Below are 18970 nucleotides of genomic sequence, written 5' to 3'. Positions count from 1 at the left end.
GGCTAGCCTGCCGGCCATGACGTACGACGCGCCCCGGCTTCTCGCCTGCGGGGACACGGCCTTCACCATCGAGTTCGGCGAGCGGATCGACGCGGATTTCAGCGCCCGCGTGCTCGCCCTCGACGCGGCGCTCGCCGCGCGCGCGCCGCCCGGCCTGCGCGAGACGGTGCCGACCTACCGCTCGCTGACCGTCCATCTCGATCCGCTGCTCGCCGACCCGGCCGAACTCGGCCGCATCGTCCTAGCGCTCGCGGGCGAGCCGCTCGCGGAAGTCCCCGCCTCGCGCCTGTGGCGTATCCCCGTCGTCTATGGCGGCGCATTCGGGATCGATCTGGAGGCGGTCGCCGCGCATCACGGGATCGCGCCGGAGGCGGTGATCGAGCGCCACAGCGCCCCCGAATACCGGGTCGCGATGATCGGCTTCCTGCCGGGCTACGCCTATCTCGAAGGGCTCGACCCCGGCCTCGCGCTGTCGCGCCGGCCCGCCCCGCGCCCGGTCACGCCGGCCGGCACCATCTCCATCGGCGGCGCCCAGGCGCTGGTGGCGAGCATCGCCGCCCCGAGCGGCTGGCACCTTCTGGGGCGAACCCCCGAAAGGACCTTCGTGCCGGAGCGCGATCCCGTCTTCCTGCTTCACCCCGGCGACCGGGTACGGTTCGTCCCGACGCCCCCGGACCGGTGGGACGCGCTGGCCGCCGCGGCGGAGGCCGGCGAGCCGGTAGCCGAGCTGTGCCAGCGATGAGCGCTCGTCTCCACCTCATTCGCCTCGCCGGCGCGGCCTCGGTCCAGGATGGCGGCCGGCCCGGTTATCTCCGCTACGGCCTCTCGGCCTCCGGGCCGATGGACCCGCTCGCCTTCGCCGCCGCGAACCGCCTCGTTGGCAACCCGGCCGATGCGGCGGCGCTCGAACTCGGGCTCGCCGGGGCCCGCCTGCGGGCGGAGGGCGGGGCGGTGCGGCTCGCGCTGGCGGGCGCCCCGAGCGGCCTGCGCCTCGACGGCGAGCCGGTGGCCGCGCACCGCTCCCTCGTCCTGCCGGAAGGCGCCGAGCTGACGATCGAGCGGCCGCGCGAGGGGGTGTTCGCCTATCTCGCGGTGTCCGGCGGGTTTTCGGTCCCCCGCGTGATGGGCAGCCGCGCCCTGCATCAGCGCGCGGCGCTCGGGGGCCTCGACGGACGCGCCCTGCGCGAGGGCGACCGCCTGCCGCTGACCGCCTCGCCGTCGAGCGAGGCGGATGCCGGCCTCGACGCAATCCCGATGCAGCGGACCGCACCGATCCGCGTCGTCCTCGGCCCCCAGGACGATCTCTTTTCGGACGCCGGCCGCGCGACCTTCCTGCACGAAACCTTCACCGTCTCGAACCGGGCCGACCGGATGGGCTACCAGCTCGACGGCCCGGCGATCGCCCACGGCCCGGGCGGCTTCAACATCGTCTCCGACGCCACCGTGGCGGGCTCGGTGCAGGTGCCGGGCTCCGGGCGCCCCATCGTCCTGCTCGCCGACCGCCAGACGACCGGCGGCTACCCGAAGATCGCCACCGTGATCTCCGCCGACCTGCGGCTGATCGCCCAGCGGCGGCCCGGGGAACCGGTCCGGTTCGAGGCGGTCGGTCTCGCCACCGCGACCCGCCTCGCCCGCGAGGCGGCGGCGCGGATCGCGGAACTGGGCACGCGCCTCCGGCTCGTCGAGAGCGAGGCCGAGCGGCTGATGGGCGCCAACCTCGCGGGGGTGGCGGTGGACGCCCTGCGAACGGAGGATTGATGTTTTTCGCCGGGGGCCGAAGCCGGGCCTGACGCGTTATCGGGCCATGTCGCGCACACCGAACCCCTCCGAGCCGCCCCGCCTCGGCTTCTGCTGCACCTTCATCCCCGATCCCGATCCGGCCCACAAAACCCTGAAGGCCGCGAAGGACGCGGCCAAGCTGATGAATCTCGGTACGGTGACCATGGCGCATCTGGAGCGCCTCGGACCGGCCGCGCGATACGAGAAGCTGGAGGGCGTGGTGCGCCACAACCTCGCGGCCCTGGAGCGCCAGATCGCCTGGGTCTCGGACAGGCCGCCACTGGAGCGGCTCCTGCGCATGGCGAGCTCGGTCCTGCCGGGCTACACCCATCCGGTGGCCCGGCCGCTCTATGCCGAGCCGGCGATGCGCGCCCTGATCGAGGCCGGCCTCGCCCGGATCGGCGAGCGGGCGCGGGCGGGCGGCGTGCGCCTCAGCATGCATCCCGGCCCGTTCTGCATCATCGCCTCGCGCAACCCGAATGCGCAGGTCAACGGCATCGCCGAACTCGAGTACCACGCCGAGGTGATGGCGATGTTGGGCTACGGCAGCGGCTGGCACCCGTTCGGCGCCCACGTCAACATCCATATCGGCGGTCGCGAGCCCGGCATCGAAGGGTTTCGCGAGAACCTGTCCCTGATCTCGGAGACGGCGCGCAACCTGCTCACCGTCGAGAACGACGAGTCTCTGTTCGGCCTCGACGCGGTGCTGCGGCTCGGGGACCGGGTGCCGGTGGTGCTCGACCTCCATCATCACTGGGTCGAGAGCCGCGGCGAGTACATCGAGCCGGATGATCCCCGCATCCAGGCGGTGATCGCCTCCTGGCGCGGCGTGCGGCCGGTGAGCCACATCAGCGTTTCACGGGAAACACTGCTGCCCGAGCACGATCCGGTCGCCCTGCCGGATTTCGAAGCGCTCTCGAGCCAGGGCCATTCCTGGCGCGACCTCGCGGCCCATTCCGACCTGATGTGGAACGAGGCGGTCAATGCCCTGGTCGCCCGCCACCTCGTCTGGAGCGATTTCGAGATCGAGGCTAAGGGCAAGAACCAGGCGAGCGTGCCGCTCGCCGCAGGGATCGGGCGCAACCTCGCCCTCGCCGCCGCCTGACTCCCCGGCCGGATCCCACGGCGACTCTCCGTCACCGCTTCGACCCCGCCTCGCGACGGCGGCGAAAGGAGGAGCGGGATCGCGGCCGAAGCGCGGCTGGGCGGATTTGACCCGGCGGAGCGCGCCCGTCACCATGCTAGCTTGCGTGATCGTGCGCGGGGCTCGGGAGCCCGGCGCCCGTGGGAGCCGCGACCGGACACGATGAGCCAGGCCGAACGGACGATCTCCGCGAGCGAGGGCCGGCAAGGCGAGGCGCGCCATCGCCTCGATCGGCTGGTGGCGCGGGCGCGGGCGGCGGGCCTTTGGGAGCGGGCCTGGCCGGTGCTGTGGCGCGGCCTCGGTGTCGCCCTCGCCTTCCTCGCCGTGTCGTGGCTCGGCCTTTGGCTCGACCTCTCGCCGCTCGGGCGCATGGTCGGGCTCGGCCTCTTCGCACTCCTGTTCGTCGCGGCGCTGCTTCCCGCCCTTCGCCTGCGTCCCTTGAGCCGCCGCGAGGCGCTCGCCCGTATCGACCGGGAGGCGGCTCGCCAGGGGGACAGCGCCCACGATCCGGCCTCCTCCATCGAGGACACGCTGGCCGTCGGCCAGAGCGACCCGGTCACCCGCGCCCTCTGGGCCCTGCACCAGTCGCGGGCCGCTGCGGCGGTCGCACGGCTGAAGGCCGGCCGGCCGCGCCCGCACATGGCGGGCCACGATCCCCTGGCTCTGCGCGCCGGCGTCCTCGTCGCGGCGCTCGCCGCCCTGTTCGTCGCCGGCCCCGAATGGCGCGGGCGCGTTGCCGCCGCCTTCGACTGGCGTGAGGCGCAGGCCGCCGCGCCGAGCTTCCGCGTCGACGGCTGGATCGATCCGCCGATCTACACCCGCGTGCCGCCGCTGATCGTGACGATGTCGGGCGCCCAGAAGGATGCGGTGCAGCGCCTGCGCGCGCCGGTCAATTCGACCCTGATCGTGCGCATCGCCGGCCAGGGAGAGGCGGAGCTGACCCCGAACGCCGCCCTGGTGCCGATCCCCCGGGACGAGAAGGCCGCGCCGAACCGGCCCGCGCCGCAGGGTGCCGCGCAGAATGGCGGGAAGGGCGGCGAGGCCCGCACCAGCCTGCGGGAGGAGCGCTTCCGGCTCGCCGGCGGTACCGCCGAACTCGGCATCGCCACCTCGGGGTCTGAGTCGCAGCGCCTCGTGATCGAGACGATTCCGGACCGGCCGCCGGAAGTGACCCGGGTCGGCGACCTGGAGGTCAACGGCCGCGGCACGTTCAACATCACCTATCGCGCCAAGGACGATTACGGCATCGCCTCCGCCGAGGGCGTAGTCGAGCCGCTGAAGGTCGGCCGCTCGCTCGTGCCCGTCCCCAAAATCGCGCTCGCGCTTCCCACCGACGCCACCGGCGAGACCGAGACCAAGACGCTGGTCGATCTCACCGACAATCCCTGGTCCGGGGCGCGGGTGAAGCTCACTCTCGTGGTGCGCGACGAGGCCGGACAGGAGGGCCGCACCGAGACCGCCGAGATCGTGCTGCCGGCCAGGCCTTTCAGCCAGCCGCTCGCCCGGGCGCTGGCCGAAGAGCGCCGCCGCCTCGTGACCGCGCCGGATGCGGACCGCGCCCGCGTCCAGACGGCCCTCGACGCTCTGCGGATCGCCCCGGAGCGCTTCACGCCGCAGCCGGGGATCTTCCTCGGGCTCACCACCGCCGCCAACCGCCTGCGTGCGGCCAAGTCCGACGAGGATCTCACCAATGTCGCCGATCTCCTGTGGGAGATGGCCCTCAAGATCGAGGACGGCGACCTCTCGGATGCCGAGAAGGCCCTGCGCGCCGCCCAGGACCGCCTCAAGGAGGCGATCGACCGCAACGCGCCGGACGAGGAGATCAAGAAGCTCACCGAGGATCTGAAACAGGCCCTCGACAAGTTCATGAAGGAGTTCGCCCAGCGCGCAAAGCCGCAGCGCCAGCAGCAGGCGGAGCGCCGACAACAGCAGCAAGGCGGCCAGACCGTCACGCCCGGCGATCTGGAGAAGATGGTCAAGGACATGCAGGAGGCGATGCAGCGCGGCGACACGGCGGAAGCCCAGCGCCTGCTCGACCAGCTCCGCAACGTGCTGGAGAATCTCCAGAACGCCGAGGGCGGCCAGAAGTCCGACGGCGGCATGGCCGAGATGAACCGTCAGCTCGACGAGCTCGACAAGATGTCCCGCGACCAGCAGGATCTGCGCGACGAGACCTACAAGGAAGGGCAGCAGGGCCAGCAGCGCCCCGGTCAGCGCCAGCGGCCGCAGCCGGGCCAGCAGCAGGGCCAACGCGGGCAACAGCCCGGCCAGCAGGGCGAGGGCCAGGAGGGTCAGCAAGGCCAACAGGGCCGCGGTCAGCAGGGGCAGCGGGGCCAGGGTCAGCAGGGCCAGGGTGGCGGGCAGCAGGGCCAGAGCATGGGCCAGCGCCAGCAGGGCCTGCGCGAGCAGCTCGAGGATCTCAAGAACCGGATGAAGCAGCAGGGGCTTCAGGGCGAGGAGGGCTTGGCGGATGCCGAGGAGGCCATGCGCGAGGCCGAGGAGGCGCTGAGCCGCGGCCGCAACGGCGACGCGGTGGACGCCCAGGGCCGCGCGCTCGACGGGCTGAAGCGCGGCGCCGAGGGCATGCAGAAACAGATGCAGCAGATGGCCGAGGGCGAAGGCCAGGGCGAGGGCCAGCAGGACGGGCAGTCGCAGGGCCGGCAGGGCCGCTCCGGCTCCGCCGACGATGATCCGCTCGGGCGCCCGACCCGCGGGCGTGACCTCTCGAACGGCAATGTCCGGGTGCCCAACGCCGACGAATCCGCGGTGCAGCGCGCCCGCCGGATCATGGAGGAGCTGCGGCGCAAGCTCGGCGACCCCTCGCGCCCGCAGGAGGAACTCGATTATTTCGAGCGCCTGCTCCGGCGGAACTGACGCCCCGAACACCCACCGCCCGGGCCGCGCTCGCGTGAGCGCGGTCCTTCACGAGATCAACGACCCATGTCCGCCAACCAGCTCGTTCTCCTCGCCTGCCTCGCGGTCGCCGTGGTGCTGCTCCTCGGCCTCGTCAACATGATGCGCGGCGGCAGCGCCAACCTCTCGCAGAAGCTGATGCGCCTGCGCGTGCTCCTGCAATTCGTGGCCATCATCGTCATCATGGGTGTGGTCTGGTGGCGTGCGGCCTGAGGGGCCGCCTCTCCTCACTCCTTGCCGCGCTCGAAGGTCACGATGCTGCGGGTCTCGCCCCGGTCGGCCCAGTTCGGCATCACCCGCCAGGGCGTCAGCACCCGCAGCCGGTCGCCGTCGAGGGTGAACATCCGGGTCTGTTTCGTGCCGACCCATTTCGGATCCCAGGCGACGTCGAGATCGGCGGTCCAGCTGTCACCGTCGAGGCGGAATGTCCCGGAATAGGAGACGAGAGTGCCCATCAGGGCGGCGCGCTGCGCCTCGGTCTCGGCGGGCTTGCGGCCCTCCCCGGTCAGGACGAAGAAGACGCGCTTCTCCGGCGTGAAATAGGCGTAGCCGGTCGGGTGCGCCCCCATCACCGGCAGCTTCTCGCCGCTCTCGCGCACCTCGACCTCGTAGGAGACGAGCTTCCAAAGCCCGGTCAGACGGGCCTCGTCCGCCGCCCGGACCGGCTGCGGGCCGGCGGCCAGAACCGCCGCGCCGACCATCCCCATCGCCACCATCGTCGTCCGCATTGCTTCCCCCGGCTCCGGCGCGCCCCTCACCGGGATCGCCCAGTCCAACGCGAGAGGAGCGCAGCGGATGCATGATCGCGACTGACTCACCCTGTGCGGGCACCGCCCCCGACGGATGCGTCCGCGATCGGCGATGCCGGGTCCGACCGGAGTGTGGCGTCGGCGCCCCACCGGATGGGCAAAAGCGCCGAAGGCGGATGAATCCGCGGGCTGTGCTCAAGGCGTCGTGATATTCGAGGCGGGTTGAAACGGACGGATCGACCGCCGATGAAGTCACCTCTTGCCCGGATTTTCGTCGGCGTTCTTGCCGGCTCGGCCATCACGGCCACGCAGGCCGCCGATCTCGGCGCCGCCCGGGCCCCCGCCGCACCGCCCTACTTCGCCCCCGTCCAGCCCTACTCGATCGTCTCCGAGATCCGCATCGGCGGCTCGGTCCAGGATCCGGGCAGCGCCGAGGGCAAGCTTCCGGGCTTCAGCACCGCGAACGTCAACGGCGAAATCCTGTTCGCCAAGCCGCTCGTGACCACCGACCCGTTCTGGCAGGCCTTCGTGCCGCGGCCCACCGTGGGCGGCAGCTACAACACCGGCGGCCGCACCAGCTACGCCTATATCGGCGCCACCTGGACCGTGGATCTCTTCCCCGAGACCCTCGGCCGACGCGTCTTCCTCGAAGGCTTCTTCGGCGGCGCCGCGCATAACGGCTATACCGGCTTGAAGGCGAACGCCCCCTACGGCTTCAACGCCCTGGGCTGCAACCCGCTGTTCCGCGAGGCGGCGGCGCTCGGCTTCCGCATCGACGAGCACTGGAGCGTGATGGCCACCGTCGAGCACATGTCGAATGCCGGCCTGTGCGGCGATAACCGCGGCCTGACCAATTTCGGCGGCAAGCTCGGCTACACCTTCTGACGGCAGCACCGGCCGCGTTCGCGGCCTGCCAGACGTTTGCCGCTTGCAAAGACCCGCCCGGCGCGAGACATCGCCCGGCGGGTCTTTTCTCTTCGAAGAACATCAAGCCCGCGGGAGGGACGCCGTGGTCAAGCTCAACCGCATCTACACCCGCACCGGCGACAAGGGCACGACTGGGCTCGCTAACGGCGAGCGCCGCTCCAAGGCGGATCTGCGGGTAGAAGCCTACGGCACCGTCGACGAGACCAATGCCTGCATCGGTCTCGCCCGCCTCACCGCCGAGCCCGCCCTCGACGCGATGCTGGCGCGCATCCAGAACGACCTGTTCGATCTCGGCGCCGACCTCGCCACGCCGCCGAGCGATAAGCCGCTGGGCTACGAGCCGCTTCGGGTCGTCGCCGCCCAGGTCCAGCGGCTGGAAGCGGAGATCGACGCGCTCAACGCCAATATCCCGCCGCTGAAGTCCTTCGTCCTGCCCGGCGGCTCGGCGACCGCCGCCGCGCTCCACCTCGCCCGCACCGTCTGCCGCCGCGCCGAGCGGCTGGTGGTCTCCCTGTCGGGCATCGAGAGCGAGGCGATCTCGGCCGAAGCCCTGCAGTACCTCAACCGACTGTCGGACTTCCTGTTCGTGGCCTCCCGCGCGGCCAACCGCGACGGCGCCGACGACGTGCTCTGGGTGCCCGGGCAAAACCGTTGAGCTTCCGTAAGTCGCGCTCCGGTCAGGCGCGTTGACAATTGGGAAATCGCCTCGCTACGGTCCCGCCGCCCCGACAATCCCATCAAGCGCGGTCAAGCGGGTCCGAGAGCCGTCCGTCAAGTGACGCCGGGACCTCGCAGGAGCGGAGGAAAGCGACAGCCATGAAGGTTCTGGTGCCCGTCAAGCGGGTCGTCGATTACAACGTGAAGATCCGCGTCAAGGCCGATGGGTCGGGCGTGGAGCTCGCGAACGTCAAGATGTCGATGAACCCCTTCGACGAGATCGCCGTCGAGGAGGCGATCCGTCTGAAGGAGAAGGGCAAGGTCAGCGAGATCGTCGCCGTCTCGATCGGCCCGCAGCAGGCGCAGGAGACGCTTCGCACCGCGCTCGCCATGGGGGCCGACCGGGCGATCCTCGTGAAGACCGATGTGAATTGCGAGCCGCTCGCCGTCGCCAAGGTGCTGAAGGCCGTCGTGGAAAAGGAGAGCCCGAACCTCGTCATCCTCGGCAAGCAGGCGATCGACGACGATTCGAACCAGACCGGCCAGATGCTCGCGGCGCTGCTTGGCTGGCCGCAGGGCACCTTCGCCTTCAAGCTCGACTTCGGCGATGGAAGCATCGACGTGACCCGTGAGGTCGATGGCGGCCTCCAGACCGTCTCGCTGAAGCTGCCGGCGATCGTCACGACGGACCTGCGCCTCAATGAGCCGCGCTACGCATCGCTGCCCAACATCATGAAGGCGAAGAAGAAGCCGTTGGAGGAGCTGTCTCCGGAGAGCCTCGGGGTCGACGTCACGCCGAAGCTGACCGTGCTCAAGGTCGCCGAACCGCCGGGCCGGCAGGCGGGCGTCAAGGTCGGCTCCGCGGCCGAGCTGGTGCAGAAGCTCAAGGTCGAAGCCGGCGTGCTCTGACGTCTTTTAGGCCGCGCCGCTCCCGGTCCCGGTCGAGCGGCGCCCCCTCCCCTCTTCGAAAGTTTCGCCGATGACCACGCTCCTCTACGTCGAGCACGCCAACGGACAGATCAAGGATGGCAGCCTCAAGGCCCTGACCGCGGCCAAGGAACTGGGCGCGCCCATCCACGCCCTGGTGCTCGGTTCCGGCTCGCGGGCGGCGGCCGACGCCGCAGCCAAACTCGACGGCGTCGAGAAGGTGCTGAACACCGAGGACGCCGCCTACGACCACGACCTCGCCGAGCCGAGTGCCGCGCTGATCGCCGCGATCGCCGAGCCCTACGACGCGATCGTCGCCGCCGCCACGACCACGGGCAAGAACACCCTGCCGCGGGTGGCCGCCCTGCTCGACGTCGCGCAGATCTCCGACATCATCAAGGTCGTCGCGCCCGACACCTTCGAGCGGCCGATCTACGCCGGCAACGCGATCCAGACCGTGAAGGCGGGTGCCGGCAAGCGCGTCATCACCGTGCGCACGGCGGCCTTCAAGCCGGCGGAAGAGGGCGGCGCCGCCGCCCCGGTCGAGGCGCTCTCGACTGCTGCGCCCGACGCGCTCGGCGCCACCTACAAGTCGGAGGAGATCGCCAAGTCCGACCGGCCGGAGCTGGCCTCGGCCAAGTTCATCGTCTCCGGCGGCCGCTCGCTCGGCTCGGCGGAGAAGTTCAAGGAGCTGATCGAGCCGCTGGCCGACGCGCTCGGTGCCGCGGTCGGCGCCTCCCGCGCGGCGGTCGATGCCGGCTACGCCCCGAACGACTGGCAGGTCGGCCAGACCGGCAAGGTGGTGGCGCCCGACCTCTACGTGGCGGTCGGTATCTCCGGCGCGATCCAGCATCTCGCCGGCATGAAGGACTCGAAGGTGATCGTGGCGGTCAACAAGGACGAGGACGCCCCGATCTTCCAAGTCGCGGATTACGGCCTCGTCGGCGACCTGTTCCAAGTCGTTCCGGATCTGCAGGCCGAGATCGCCAAGGCCAAGGACCGGTAACGAGCCGACGACCAGCGACACCCTGTCGAATCGGTCCGGCGACCCTGCGGCTTGTGACCGGTTTGACGCATTTGTTGCAGTGCCGCATTCTAGGGGTGCGGATTGAGGACGATGCCGCAGCAGGCAGGACGCGATACGGGTATGGGCATCGAGATCAAGACGGTCGGCATCATCGGTGCCGGCCAGATGGGCAGCGGGATCGCGCATGTCTGCGCGGCATCGGGCCTGGACGTTCGGCTGAACGACCGCGATCCGGAGCGGATCAACGCCGCTCTCGGCCTGATCGACGCGAATCTGACGCGCCAGGTTCAGAAGGGTACGTTCAGCGACGAGCAGCGTCGCGGCGCCCTGGAGCGGATCGGCGTCGCGCCGACCTTCGACGATCTCGGCGCGTGCGACCTCGTCATCGAGGCGGCCACCGAGGACGAGGCGACCAAGCGCAAGATCTTCCAGACGCTCTGCCCCTCGCTCAAGCCCGACGCCCTGGTCGCGACCAACACCTCGTCGATCTCGATCACCCGGCTGGCGGCCTCGACCGACCGGCCCGACCGGTTCATCGGCATCCACTTCATGAACCCGGTGCCGGTGATGCAGCTCGTCGAGCTGATACGCGGCATCGCCACCGAGGATCCGACCTACGAATCGGCCAAGGTCTTCATCGCCCGGCTCGGCAAGACCTCGACCATGTCGGAGGACTTCCCGGCCTTCATCGTCAACCGCATCCTGCTGCCGATGATCAACGAGGCGATCTACACCCTCTACGAGGGCGTGGGCTCGGTGGAATCGATCGACACGGCGATGCGGCTCGGCGCGAACCATCCGATGGGGCCGCTGCAGCTCGCCGACTTCATCGGCCTGGATACCTGCCTGTCGGTGATGCAGGTGCTCTACGAGGGGCTGGCCGATTCGAAGTACCGGCCCTGCCCGCTCCTGGTGAAGTACGTCGAGGCGGGCTGGCTTGGCCGCAAGACCAAGCGCGGCTTCTACGATTATCGCGGCGAGACGCCGATCCCGACGCGCTGATGCGCCGGACGCCCACCTCCACAAACAAAAGGCCGCCCGGGACGCTGTCCCGGGCGGCCTTTTCGTGGGTCCGGGCGCCGGACCTTACTGGGCCGACTTCTGCGCCGGCTGCGGATAGGCCGGGTTCTCGGCCGGAACGTTGCCGCTGTTGGAGGACGGGGCCTTGTTGACGGAACCCGTCGTCATCTCGCGGGAGGATTCCTGGCTCTTGCCGGCGTAGTCGGAGGTGGTCTCCGCCCGGTTCCAGCTCAGGAGGCCGACGGTGGCCACCGCCAGCAGCACGAGGCTCGCCACCAGCACGTAGAGGACGGGCTTGCCCTTCGCGCCCTGGCGGGCATCGGTTTGGTTCTCGATCTGCGCCATGAAGTGTCTCTCCTTCGCCCTCGTGAGAGCGGCGTGGTTTCGCATCGGGATATGCGTCGCCAACGCCGGTCAGGCTTGGAGAGTTCCTAGCGGAACCTGTACCGTCAGCGCCCCGTGACGAGCAGGATCTTGCCCGTGTGGCTGCTCGTCTCCATCAGTTCGTGGGCCTTGCGCGCCTCCTCCAGGGGGAAGGTGGCATGGACGATCGGCCGGATCTTGCCCGCTTCAACCAGCGGCCAGACATCCCGCTTCAGCCCCTCGGCGATGGCGGCCTTGGCCTCCTTGGCCTGGGCCCGCAGGGTCGCGCCGGTGATCGTCAGGCGCTTGAGCATGATCGGGGTCAGCGTCAGGCTCTCGGCCTTGTAGCCCTGCATGAAGGCGATCTGGACGAGGCGCCCCTCCACCGCCAGAGAAGCGATGTTCTTCTGAAGATAGGCCGCGCCCACCATGTCGAGGATGACGTCGACGCCCTTCCCGTCGGTGAGGCGCTTCACCTCCTCGGCGAAATCAGCCTCGCGGTAGTTGATCGCCGCATCCGCACCCAGTTCCTCGCAGAAGCGGCACTTCTCGGCGGAGCCGGCGGTGGTGAGGACGCGGGCGCCGTGCTGCTTGGCGATCTGGATCGCGGTGGTGCCGATCCCGCTCGACCCGCCATGGACGAGGAAGGTTTCGCCCTTCTGCAGCCGCCCGCGCTGGATCACCGTGGAATAGACGGTGAAGACCGTCTCCGGCAGGCCGGCGGCTTCAACCAGCGAGAGCGATCCCGGCCGCTTCAGCACCTGCCCCGCCTCGGCCACCGCGAACTCGGCATAGCCGCCGCTGATGACGAGGGCGCAGACCTCGTCGCCTTCCGCAAACCCCGTCACGCCCTCGCCCAGCGCCGCGATCCGGCCGGCGATCTCGAGACCGGGGATCTCGGTGGCGCCCTTGGGGGGCGGGTAGCTGCCCTGGCGCTGCATGATGTCGGGCCGGTTGACCCCCGCCGCGACGACTTCGACCAGAACCTGCCCGGCCGCGGGCTTGGGCAGCGGCACGGTCTCGACCGCCATGACCTCCGGGCCGCCCGCGCCGGTGAAGCGGATCTGGCGCATGGTCTCGGGCAGATTTCTTGGCATGGGGTCTCCTCGGACTCACGCGGCGGGTTGGTCGCTCGCAGTTTGGGTCACATGGCGCATGGGACGGGGCACGTCGAGCCGGAACCGCCATCGTCACCGCGAGGTCAAGACGGCAGCCTCGCCACCAACAGAGTTCTGGATCGAAAAGCGAAAAGATCAGCGCGTGCCGTACATCCGGTCGCCGGCGTCACCCAGGCCCGGCACGATGTAGCCGTGGTCGTTGAGGTGGCTGTCGATCGCCGCGGTCCAGACCGGCACGTCGGGATGCGCCTCTTGGAAGCGGGCGATGCCCTCGGGCGCGGCGAGCAGGCAGACGAAGCGGAGATCCTTCGCGCCCCGGCTCTTGAGCCGCTCCACCGCTGCCACCGCGGAATTGGCGGTGGCGAGCATGGGATCGAGCACCAGAACCGTACGGTCGGCGAGATCCGACGGGCTCTTGAAGTAGTATTCCACCGCCTGGAGTGTGTCGGGATCGCGGTAGAGCCCGACATGGGCGACGCGGGCCGAGGGCATCAGCGACAGCATGCCGTCGAGGAAGCCGACGCCAGCCCGCAGGATCGGGGCGAGCACCAGCTTCTTGCCGGCGATCCGGCGCCCTTCCATGGGCTGGAGCGGCGTCTGGATGGTGACCGGTTCGAGCGGCAGGTCGCGGGTCACCTCGTAGGCGAGCAGCATGCCGATCTCGTTGAGGAGTTCGCGGAACCCCTTGGTCGAACGCTCGCCGTCGCGCATCATCGTGAGCTTGTGCTGGACGAGGGGGTGATCGACCACCGTCACCCGCGCCGCGCCGCCGCTCTCCACCTGCATCGAACCTGTCCTCATCCCTGTCGGAACCGCGGTGCACGATGCCACGGGGCGGTCGGGAAGCCGAGACGCACGCGTCGTTTCCCCGGTTGAGCGGCTCAATCGAGGATAGGGGGCGACTTCAGCACCAGCACCGCTCGCTCGGGCAGATCGACGGTGCCGCCGGTCCGGATCGGAGCGCGGGTTCCGTCGGGCACCGCGCCGGTGGCGAGGGTGGTGTCGAAAACCGGGCGCCAGGGACCGCCGAGGGCCGGCGGCAGGGCGAAGGGACAAGGTTCGGGCGCCGCATTCATGAGGATGAGGACGCGCTCCGAGCCCTCGATGTCGTTGCTCATCTGCATGCCGAAGGCGCGGCGCTCGCCGTCGCCCCAGGCGGCCTCGTCCATCTCGGTGCCGTCCGGGGAGAGCCAGTGGACGTCCTTGAGCTCGGTCTCGCCGACGCGGCTGCCGACGAGGAAGTGGCGCCGCCGCAGGGAGCGGCAGGCACGGCGCAGGGCGGCGAGGTTCGCCACGAATTCGGTGAGCGTCGGATCGGGATCGTTCGCCCAGTCCATCCAGCTCAGGGCGTTGTCCTGGCAATAGGCGTTGTTGTTGCCGCCTTGAGAGCGCGAGCGCTCGTCGCCCATCAGCAGCATCGGCACGCCCTGGGCGAAGAACACGCAGGCCAGCATGTTGCGCTTCTGGCGGGCGCGGACCGCCAGGATGCCGGGATCGTCGGTCGGGCCCTCGACGCCGTAATTGGCCGAGAGGTTGTGGCCGTGGCCGTCGCGGTTCGCCTCGCCGTTGGCCTCGTTGTGCTTCTCCTCGTAGGCGACCACGTCGGCGAGGGTGTAGCCGTCATGCGAGGCGACGAAGTTGATGCTGGCGAGCGGCGAGCGGCCGGAGGGCAGGAAGATCTCGCGGGAGCCCGAGAGGCCCTGCGTCAGCTTGGCGAGCGTGCCGGCGTCGCCGCGCCAGAACCCGCGCAGGTTGTCGCGGAACTGGTCGTTCCACTCGCTCCAGCCGTAGGGATAGCCGCCGAGCTGGTAGCCGCCCATGCCGATATCCCAGGGCTCGGCGATGAGCTTGACCCGTGAGAGGACGGGATCCTGCTGCACCGCCTGGAAGAAGGCGGCCTGGGGGGAGAAGTCGCTCGGAGCGCGGCCGAGGCTGGTGGCGAGATCGAAGCGGAAGCCCGCGACCCCGTAGGCGGTCACCCAGTGGCGCAGGCTGTCGAGCACCATCCGCATCACCCGCGGATGGGCGACGTTCAGGGTGTTGCCGCAGCCGGTGCAGTCGATGTTGCGGCGCGGGTTTTCCGGGTCGAGCTTGTAGTAGCTCGCATTGTCGATGCCGCGGAAGGCGAGCGTCGGCCCGAGATGGTCGCCCTCGGCGGTGTGGTTGTAGACCACGTCGATCAGGGTCTCGATGCCGGCCGAGGCGAGTTCGCGGATGGCGAAGCGCAGCCCGCTCGTCCCGCCCTCGCCGAGATAGCGCGGCTCGGGGGCGAAGTAGTTGTAGGGCTGGTAGCCCCAGAAATTGACGAGCCCCTTGTCGACGAGGAAGCGGTCGTCGGCGAAGGCCTGGATCGGCAGGAGTTCGAGGGCGGTGACGCCGAGCTTCAACAGGTGCTCGATGATCGCCGGATGGGCGAGCCCGAGATACGTGCCGCGCTCGGCCTCCGAGAGGGCCGGATGCGTCCGGGTCAGCGCCCGGACATGGGCCTCGTAGATCACCGTCTCGTGGAGCGGGCGCGGCGCCGGCGAGCCGACGGGGTCGGGCGTGTCGGGGCGGGTGACGACGCCGCGGGGCAGGAAGGGCGCGCTGTCGCGGCGGTCGATCTGATCCTCGCGGGCGCCGCCGTGGCGGTGGCTGTAGAGCGCGTCGTGCCAGCGGATGCGGCCGGCGATCTCGCGGGCATAGGGGTCGAGGACGAGCTTGGCCGGATTGAAGCGGTGGCCGGCGGCCGGATCCCAGGGGCCGAATACCCGGAAGGCGTAGAGCTGGCCCGGCAGCAGGCCGTGCAGGTAGCCGTGGAAGACGTCGTCGGTCCGGCAGGGCAGGCGGATCGTGCGCGATTCGTGCCGCGCGCCGGGCTCGAACAGGCAGAGATCGACCCGGGTCGCGTTCTGCGAGAAGAGGGCGAAGTTGACGCCGCGGCCGTCGAAATGCGCGCCGAGCGGTGTCGGCAGGCCCTCCTCGATGACGATCATTCCGGTCCTTCGTGAAGCGGAGCCTTGAAAACGAGGCCACGCTTCGACTTAGGCCGATTCGTCGCCCGGGCGAAGACTACTCCGCCGCCGCCGCCGCGGTCGGCGGCTCGCGCTCGACGGTGCGGAAGGTCTCCAGCTCCGCCATGAAGTTGCGCGCCCACCAATCCACGTCCTCGCGCAGCATGCGCTCGACCATCGGCTTCCAGCGCTCCAGGCGCTCGCCCCGGGGCATGTAGAGCGCCTGCCGGATCGCCTCGGCGACCTCGAAACGGTCGTAGGGGTTCACCAGCAGCGCCTCGGGCAATTGCCGCGCGGCACCGGCGAACTTCGAGAGCACGAGGACGCCGGGATCCTCCTCGCTCTGGGCGACGACGTATTCCTTGGCGACCAGATTCATGCCGTCGCGCATCGGCGTGACGAGGCCGACTCGGGCCGCCCGGTAGAGGCCGGCGAGGACCGGCCGCGGATAGGCCTTGGTGACGTACTGGATCGGCGTCCAGGCGGGCTCGCCGAGCATGCCGTTGATGTCGCCGACCTTCTCGTTCACCTCGCGGGCGAGCTGCTCGTATTCCGGCACCTCGCTGCGGGATTTCGGGGTGATCTGGATGTAGACGACGTTGCCGCGCTGGTCCGGGTTCGAGGCGAAGAAGCGGTCCACCGCCTCCATGCGCTCAGGGACACCCTTCGAGTAGTCGAGCCGGTCGACGCCGATCAGCAGCTTGCGGGTGCGCAGGCCCGCCATGGTCTCGCGCACCACCTTGTTGGAGCCGGCCTTGTCGGCGGCGTCCTTGAAGCTGGCGACATCGATGCCGATGGGGAAGGCGCGGATCCGGGTCCGGCGCCCGTCGACCATCATTGAGCCGCCGCCGAGGGGAATCGCCCGCATCGTGTCGATGAAGTTGCGCGACAGATTCTGCACGTCCGAATCGGTCTGCAGGCCGATCAGGTCGTAATCGGCCATGGCGCGCAGCAGCTCGCTGCTGGCGGGCAGGGTGTTGAACACGTCGGCCGCCGGCCACGGGATGTGGTGGAAGTAGCCGATCGGGTTGGCGATGCCCTGGCCACGCAGCTCGCTCGCCAGCGGCAGCAGGTGATAGTCGTGCACCCAGATCAGGTCGTCGGGCTCGACCAGCTTGGCGAGCGCCTGGGCGAAGGTCTGGTTGACGCGCTGGTAGCCGGCATAGTCCGAGCGGGAAAAGGTCCCCAGCCCGATCCGGTAGTGCATGATCGGCCAGAGCGCCCGGTTGGCGAAGCCGGCATAGTACTCGCGGTGATCCTGCGGCGAGAGGTCGAGGACGGCGTACTGGATCGGCCCGCGGTCGATCAGCTCCGGCTCAAGGCTCGGATTGTCGCAGATGTTTCCGCTCCAGCCGAACCACAACCCCTCGTAGGAGGAGAAGGCTTCCTTGACCGCGACGGCGAGCCCCCCTGCGGAGACCGCATCCTTGCCCTCGGCGGGCACGGCGACACGGTTGGAGACAATGATCAGACGTGCCACGAACCCGGCTCCGGTCCTCGCTGGGGCCGGCACGCGGGGCGCGCCGGCCTAAGGGTCTTGCGTCTGGGGGAAAACGCGCGGAAGCCTGGCGCGATCCGTCGGGCGGCAGCCAAGCGCATCGCCACCTGTGGGTCAAGCACGCGGCTCGACGATGTCACCGCTGTTCCACCCCGCATCCGCCCGCCCGGCCCCCACGCCCGCCCGCGTTCGTCCACGCGGTCGTCGCAGTGCAGCAGAGCCGTCGCCACCATGCAAGAGCCAAGCTGAACAGGCGCTGACATCCGGATCGAGAGCAGATCCCGTCCGGGGCGCGCGATCGCCGGGGCGTTCGACAGGCTCGACATGGGAGCGCCGGTGCTTCCTCGCGTTTTCTCGTTGCGCCCGAACCCTCTCCGTCCGGCGAAGGCCGCGCGGAAGGGGTTCTGAGAGCGGAACCCCACGAGGCGGCAAACGGTTCTCCGGCCGAGTTCATCGCAGATCGAAGCGCAATCCGCGCCGATCCGGCGAGCCTACCCGGAGACACGCCCATGACATCGTCCGCGTCCCCAGATCCCGTCGGCGGCCCCAAGCCGGCCAACACCAAGCCGGCCGACACCAAGGCCGACCTGGAGGATCTGCGCCACGACGTGGAGGACACCGCCAGCCTCGCGGCCGAGCGGAGCAAGGGGCTCGCCGCCGCCGCGCGCCAGCAGGCCCTCTCCTACGTCGACGACCGCAAGGGCGAGGCCGCCCGCTCCGTCTCGGACCTCGCCAAGTCCCTGCGCGATTCGGGAAAGACCTTCGACGACCGCCCCAATATCCGCGCCTTCTTCGACAGCGCGGCGGAGGGGCTCGACGACCTCGCCGGCTCGATCGAGCGCCGCAGCCTCGACGACTTCTACCGCGAGGCCGAGGCCTATGCGCGCCGCTCGCCGGTGACCGTCGCGGTGGGGGCCTTCGCGGCCGGGTTCCTGCTGTCGCGCTTCGTCAAGGCGTCGGGCGAGGCGGAGGCGGACCGCTCCTACGACCGCTCCCGCAGCGGTTATCGGGCCTGAGGGGACGCAACCATGGCAAGCCCCAACCCCTCCCCCCCTCCTCCCCCCTCCTCGATCCAATCCCTCGTGGCCGATGCCCTGCGCGAGGCGAGCGAGCTTGCCAGCAAGGAGATCGCTCTCTTCCGTACGGAGATGACGAACAACGTCCGCTCGTTGTTCGTCGGGCTGGCGATGATGGTGCTGGCCGCCGTCTTCGCGGTAACGGCGATGCTGGTGCTGATCGGCGCGCTGGTGAAGTTCGTCGCGACGCTCGTGGGCTCCGAATGGCTCGCAGCACTGCTCGTGGGCGGCGGCATGCTGCTCGTGGCGGTGGTGCTCGGCGTCATCGGCGCCCGGGCGATGTCGCTGTCGAATCTCGCGCCGACCCGGACCACGCGGCAGGTCCGGCAGGATGCCCGCGCGCTGACGGAGAGGGTTTCGGGATGAGCGAATCGATCTCGGACCTGGAGAAGGACATCGAGCAGAGCCGCGCCCGGCTCGACGAGACGATCGACCGGATCCAGGGGCGCCTCAACGCCTCGAGCCTGGTCGATGAGATGCTCGGCTCGGCCCGGCAGACGCCCTACAGCGGCTTCTACGACGACGCCCTGCTGGCCGTGCGGCGCAACCCCCTGCCGGTGCTGCTGATCGCGGCGGGCGTCGGCATGCTGCTCAACGGCATGCGGACCGCTCGGCGCCCGGCCAGCCGCGCCCTCGTGCCGGTGGATTCCAAGCCCGTCACCGTCACGGGCGCCGACCGAACCTACGACCCCGACGCCCCCGGCGGTCGACCCACCCACGACCTGCCGCCCGAGCGTCAGGTCTGATCCCTCACGGGCCGCGCGCGAATCCCCGCGCCG

At 70.1% G+C, this 18970-nt stretch carries 19 protein-coding genes; 13 read left to right on the top strand and 6 right to left on the bottom strand.

The features are described from left to right. The first annotated feature begins 16 nt into the window (after positions 1 to 16). The 5 genes from pxpB (at position 17) to MPPM_RS08975 (ending at position 6049) form a co-directional block, all read left to right on the top strand. Positions 17 to 742, top strand: coding sequence for a 5-oxoprolinase subunit PxpB (gene pxpB / locus MPPM_RS08995; RefSeq protein ID WP_096484763.1), 726 nt, complete (start codon positions 17 to 19; stop codon positions 740 to 742). Beyond that, positions 739 to 1758 (top strand): 5-oxoprolinase subunit C family protein, encoded by a 1020-nt coding sequence (locus tag MPPM_RS08990; protein ID WP_096484762.1) that lies wholly within the window; start codon positions 739 to 741, stop codon positions 1756 to 1758. Before pxpB ends, MPPM_RS08990 begins: the two co-directional genes overlap by 4 nt. 46 nt (positions 1759 to 1804) lie before the next feature. Then, a complete protein-coding gene (locus tag MPPM_RS08985) occupies positions 1805 to 2884 on the top strand; it encodes an apurinic/apyrimidinic endonuclease family protein (protein WP_096484761.1) in 1080 nt (359 codons plus the stop codon). Positions 2885 to 3085: 201 nt separating this feature from the next. After that, positions 3086 to 5797, top strand: coding sequence for a TIGR02302 family protein (locus MPPM_RS08980; protein WP_096484760.1), 2712 nt, complete (start codon positions 3086 to 3088; stop codon positions 5795 to 5797). Between the two features lie 66 nt (positions 5798 to 5863). Further along, positions 5864 to 6049, top strand: a complete 186-nt coding sequence (locus tag MPPM_RS08975; RefSeq protein WP_017485169.1) for a twin transmembrane helix small protein — start codon at positions 5864 to 5866, stop codon at positions 6047 to 6049. 14 nt (positions 6050 to 6063) lie between these two features. Here MPPM_RS08975 and MPPM_RS08970 read toward each other — a convergent pair whose 3' ends face one another. Beyond that, positions 6064 to 6564, bottom strand: a complete 501-nt coding sequence (locus tag MPPM_RS08970; RefSeq protein WP_173807898.1) for a lipocalin-like domain-containing protein — start codon at positions 6562 to 6564, stop codon at positions 6064 to 6066. A 267-nt stretch (positions 6565 to 6831) separates the two neighbouring features. Between MPPM_RS08970 and MPPM_RS08965 the strand changes: the two genes are divergently transcribed. From MPPM_RS08965 to MPPM_RS08945, 5 genes are all read left to right on the top strand, one after another. Further along, complete coding sequence (locus MPPM_RS08965) at positions 6832 to 7470, top strand: acyloxyacyl hydrolase (RefSeq protein WP_096484759.1); 639 nt, start codon at positions 6832 to 6834, stop codon at positions 7468 to 7470. Between the two features lie 124 nt (positions 7471 to 7594). Next, entirely contained in the window at positions 7595 to 8167 is a 573-nt protein-coding gene (locus tag MPPM_RS08960) for a cob(I)yrinic acid a,c-diamide adenosyltransferase (protein ID WP_096484758.1), read from the top strand. A 161-nt stretch (positions 8168 to 8328) separates the two neighbouring features. Next, on the top strand, positions 8329 to 9078 hold the full coding sequence (locus tag MPPM_RS08955; protein ID WP_096484757.1) for an electron transfer flavoprotein subunit beta/FixA family protein: 750 nt from the start codon (positions 8329 to 8331) through the stop codon (positions 9076 to 9078). Positions 9079 to 9148: 70 nt separating this feature from the next. Beyond that, positions 9149 to 10102 carry an electron transfer flavoprotein subunit alpha/FixB family protein gene (locus tag MPPM_RS08950; protein WP_096484756.1) on the top strand — a complete coding sequence of 318 codons (954 nt, stop codon included), beginning with the start codon at positions 9149 to 9151 and terminating at the stop codon, positions 10100 to 10102. A gap of 141 nt (positions 10103 to 10243) precedes the next feature. After that, positions 10244 to 11125: a 3-hydroxybutyryl-CoA dehydrogenase gene (locus MPPM_RS08945; protein WP_096484755.1), complete on the top strand. Its 882-nt coding sequence runs from the start codon at positions 10244 to 10246 to the stop codon at positions 11123 to 11125. 84 nt (positions 11126 to 11209) lie between these two features. Here MPPM_RS08945 and MPPM_RS08940 read toward each other — a convergent pair whose 3' ends face one another. The 5 genes from MPPM_RS08940 to MPPM_RS08920 form a co-directional block, all read right to left on the bottom strand. Next, complete coding sequence (locus MPPM_RS08940) at positions 11210 to 11488, bottom strand: hypothetical protein (protein WP_096484754.1); 279 nt, start codon at positions 11486 to 11488, stop codon at positions 11210 to 11212. 104 nt (positions 11489 to 11592) lie between these two features. Beyond that, entirely contained in the window at positions 11593 to 12603 is a 1011-nt protein-coding gene (locus MPPM_RS08935; RefSeq protein ID WP_096484753.1) for an NAD(P)H-quinone oxidoreductase, read from the bottom strand. Between the two features lie 156 nt (positions 12604 to 12759). Next, entirely contained in the window at positions 12760 to 13410 is a 651-nt protein-coding gene (gene upp, locus MPPM_RS08930; protein ID WP_096484752.1) for a uracil phosphoribosyltransferase, read from the bottom strand. A 95-nt stretch (positions 13411 to 13505) separates the two neighbouring features. After that, a complete protein-coding gene (glgX, locus tag MPPM_RS08925) occupies positions 13506 to 15599 on the bottom strand; it encodes a glycogen debranching protein GlgX (RefSeq protein WP_096484751.1) in 2094 nt (697 codons plus the stop codon). Between the two features lie 76 nt (positions 15600 to 15675). Beyond that, on the bottom strand, positions 15676 to 17097 hold the full coding sequence (locus MPPM_RS08920; RefSeq protein WP_096484750.1) for an alpha,alpha-trehalose-phosphate synthase (UDP-forming): 1422 nt from the start codon (positions 17095 to 17097) through the stop codon (positions 15676 to 15678). 527 nt (positions 17098 to 17624) lie between these two features. On the opposite strand from MPPM_RS08920, the gene MPPM_RS08915 reads away from it, so the two are divergent. From MPPM_RS08915 to MPPM_RS08905, 3 genes are read left to right on the top strand one after another with little or no spacing between them, the layout of a single operon-like run. Continuing rightward, positions 17625 to 18131: a hypothetical protein gene (locus MPPM_RS08915; RefSeq protein WP_096484749.1), complete on the top strand. Its 507-nt coding sequence runs from the start codon at positions 17625 to 17627 to the stop codon at positions 18129 to 18131. A 12-nt stretch (positions 18132 to 18143) separates the two neighbouring features. Then, positions 18144 to 18557, top strand: a complete 414-nt coding sequence (locus MPPM_RS08910; RefSeq protein WP_096484748.1) for a phage holin family protein — start codon at positions 18144 to 18146, stop codon at positions 18555 to 18557. Then, the gene (locus MPPM_RS08905) at positions 18554 to 18937 is read left to right on the top strand and encodes a DUF3618 domain-containing protein (RefSeq protein ID WP_096484747.1); all 384 of its coding nucleotides are present in this window, start codon (positions 18554 to 18556) and stop codon (positions 18935 to 18937) included. The genes MPPM_RS08910 and MPPM_RS08905 overlap by 4 nt, the downstream gene beginning before the upstream one ends. The last annotated feature ends 33 nt before the right edge of the window (positions 18938 to 18970 follow it).

Origin of the sequence: Methylorubrum populi, assembly GCF_002355515.1 — a bacterium.
Lineage (GTDB): Bacteria > Pseudomonadota > Alphaproteobacteria > Rhizobiales > Beijerinckiaceae > Methylobacterium > Methylobacterium populi_A.
The sequence above is the reverse complement of the archived record's forward strand: the minus strand, read 5'-3'. Positions and strand labels throughout refer to the sequence as shown.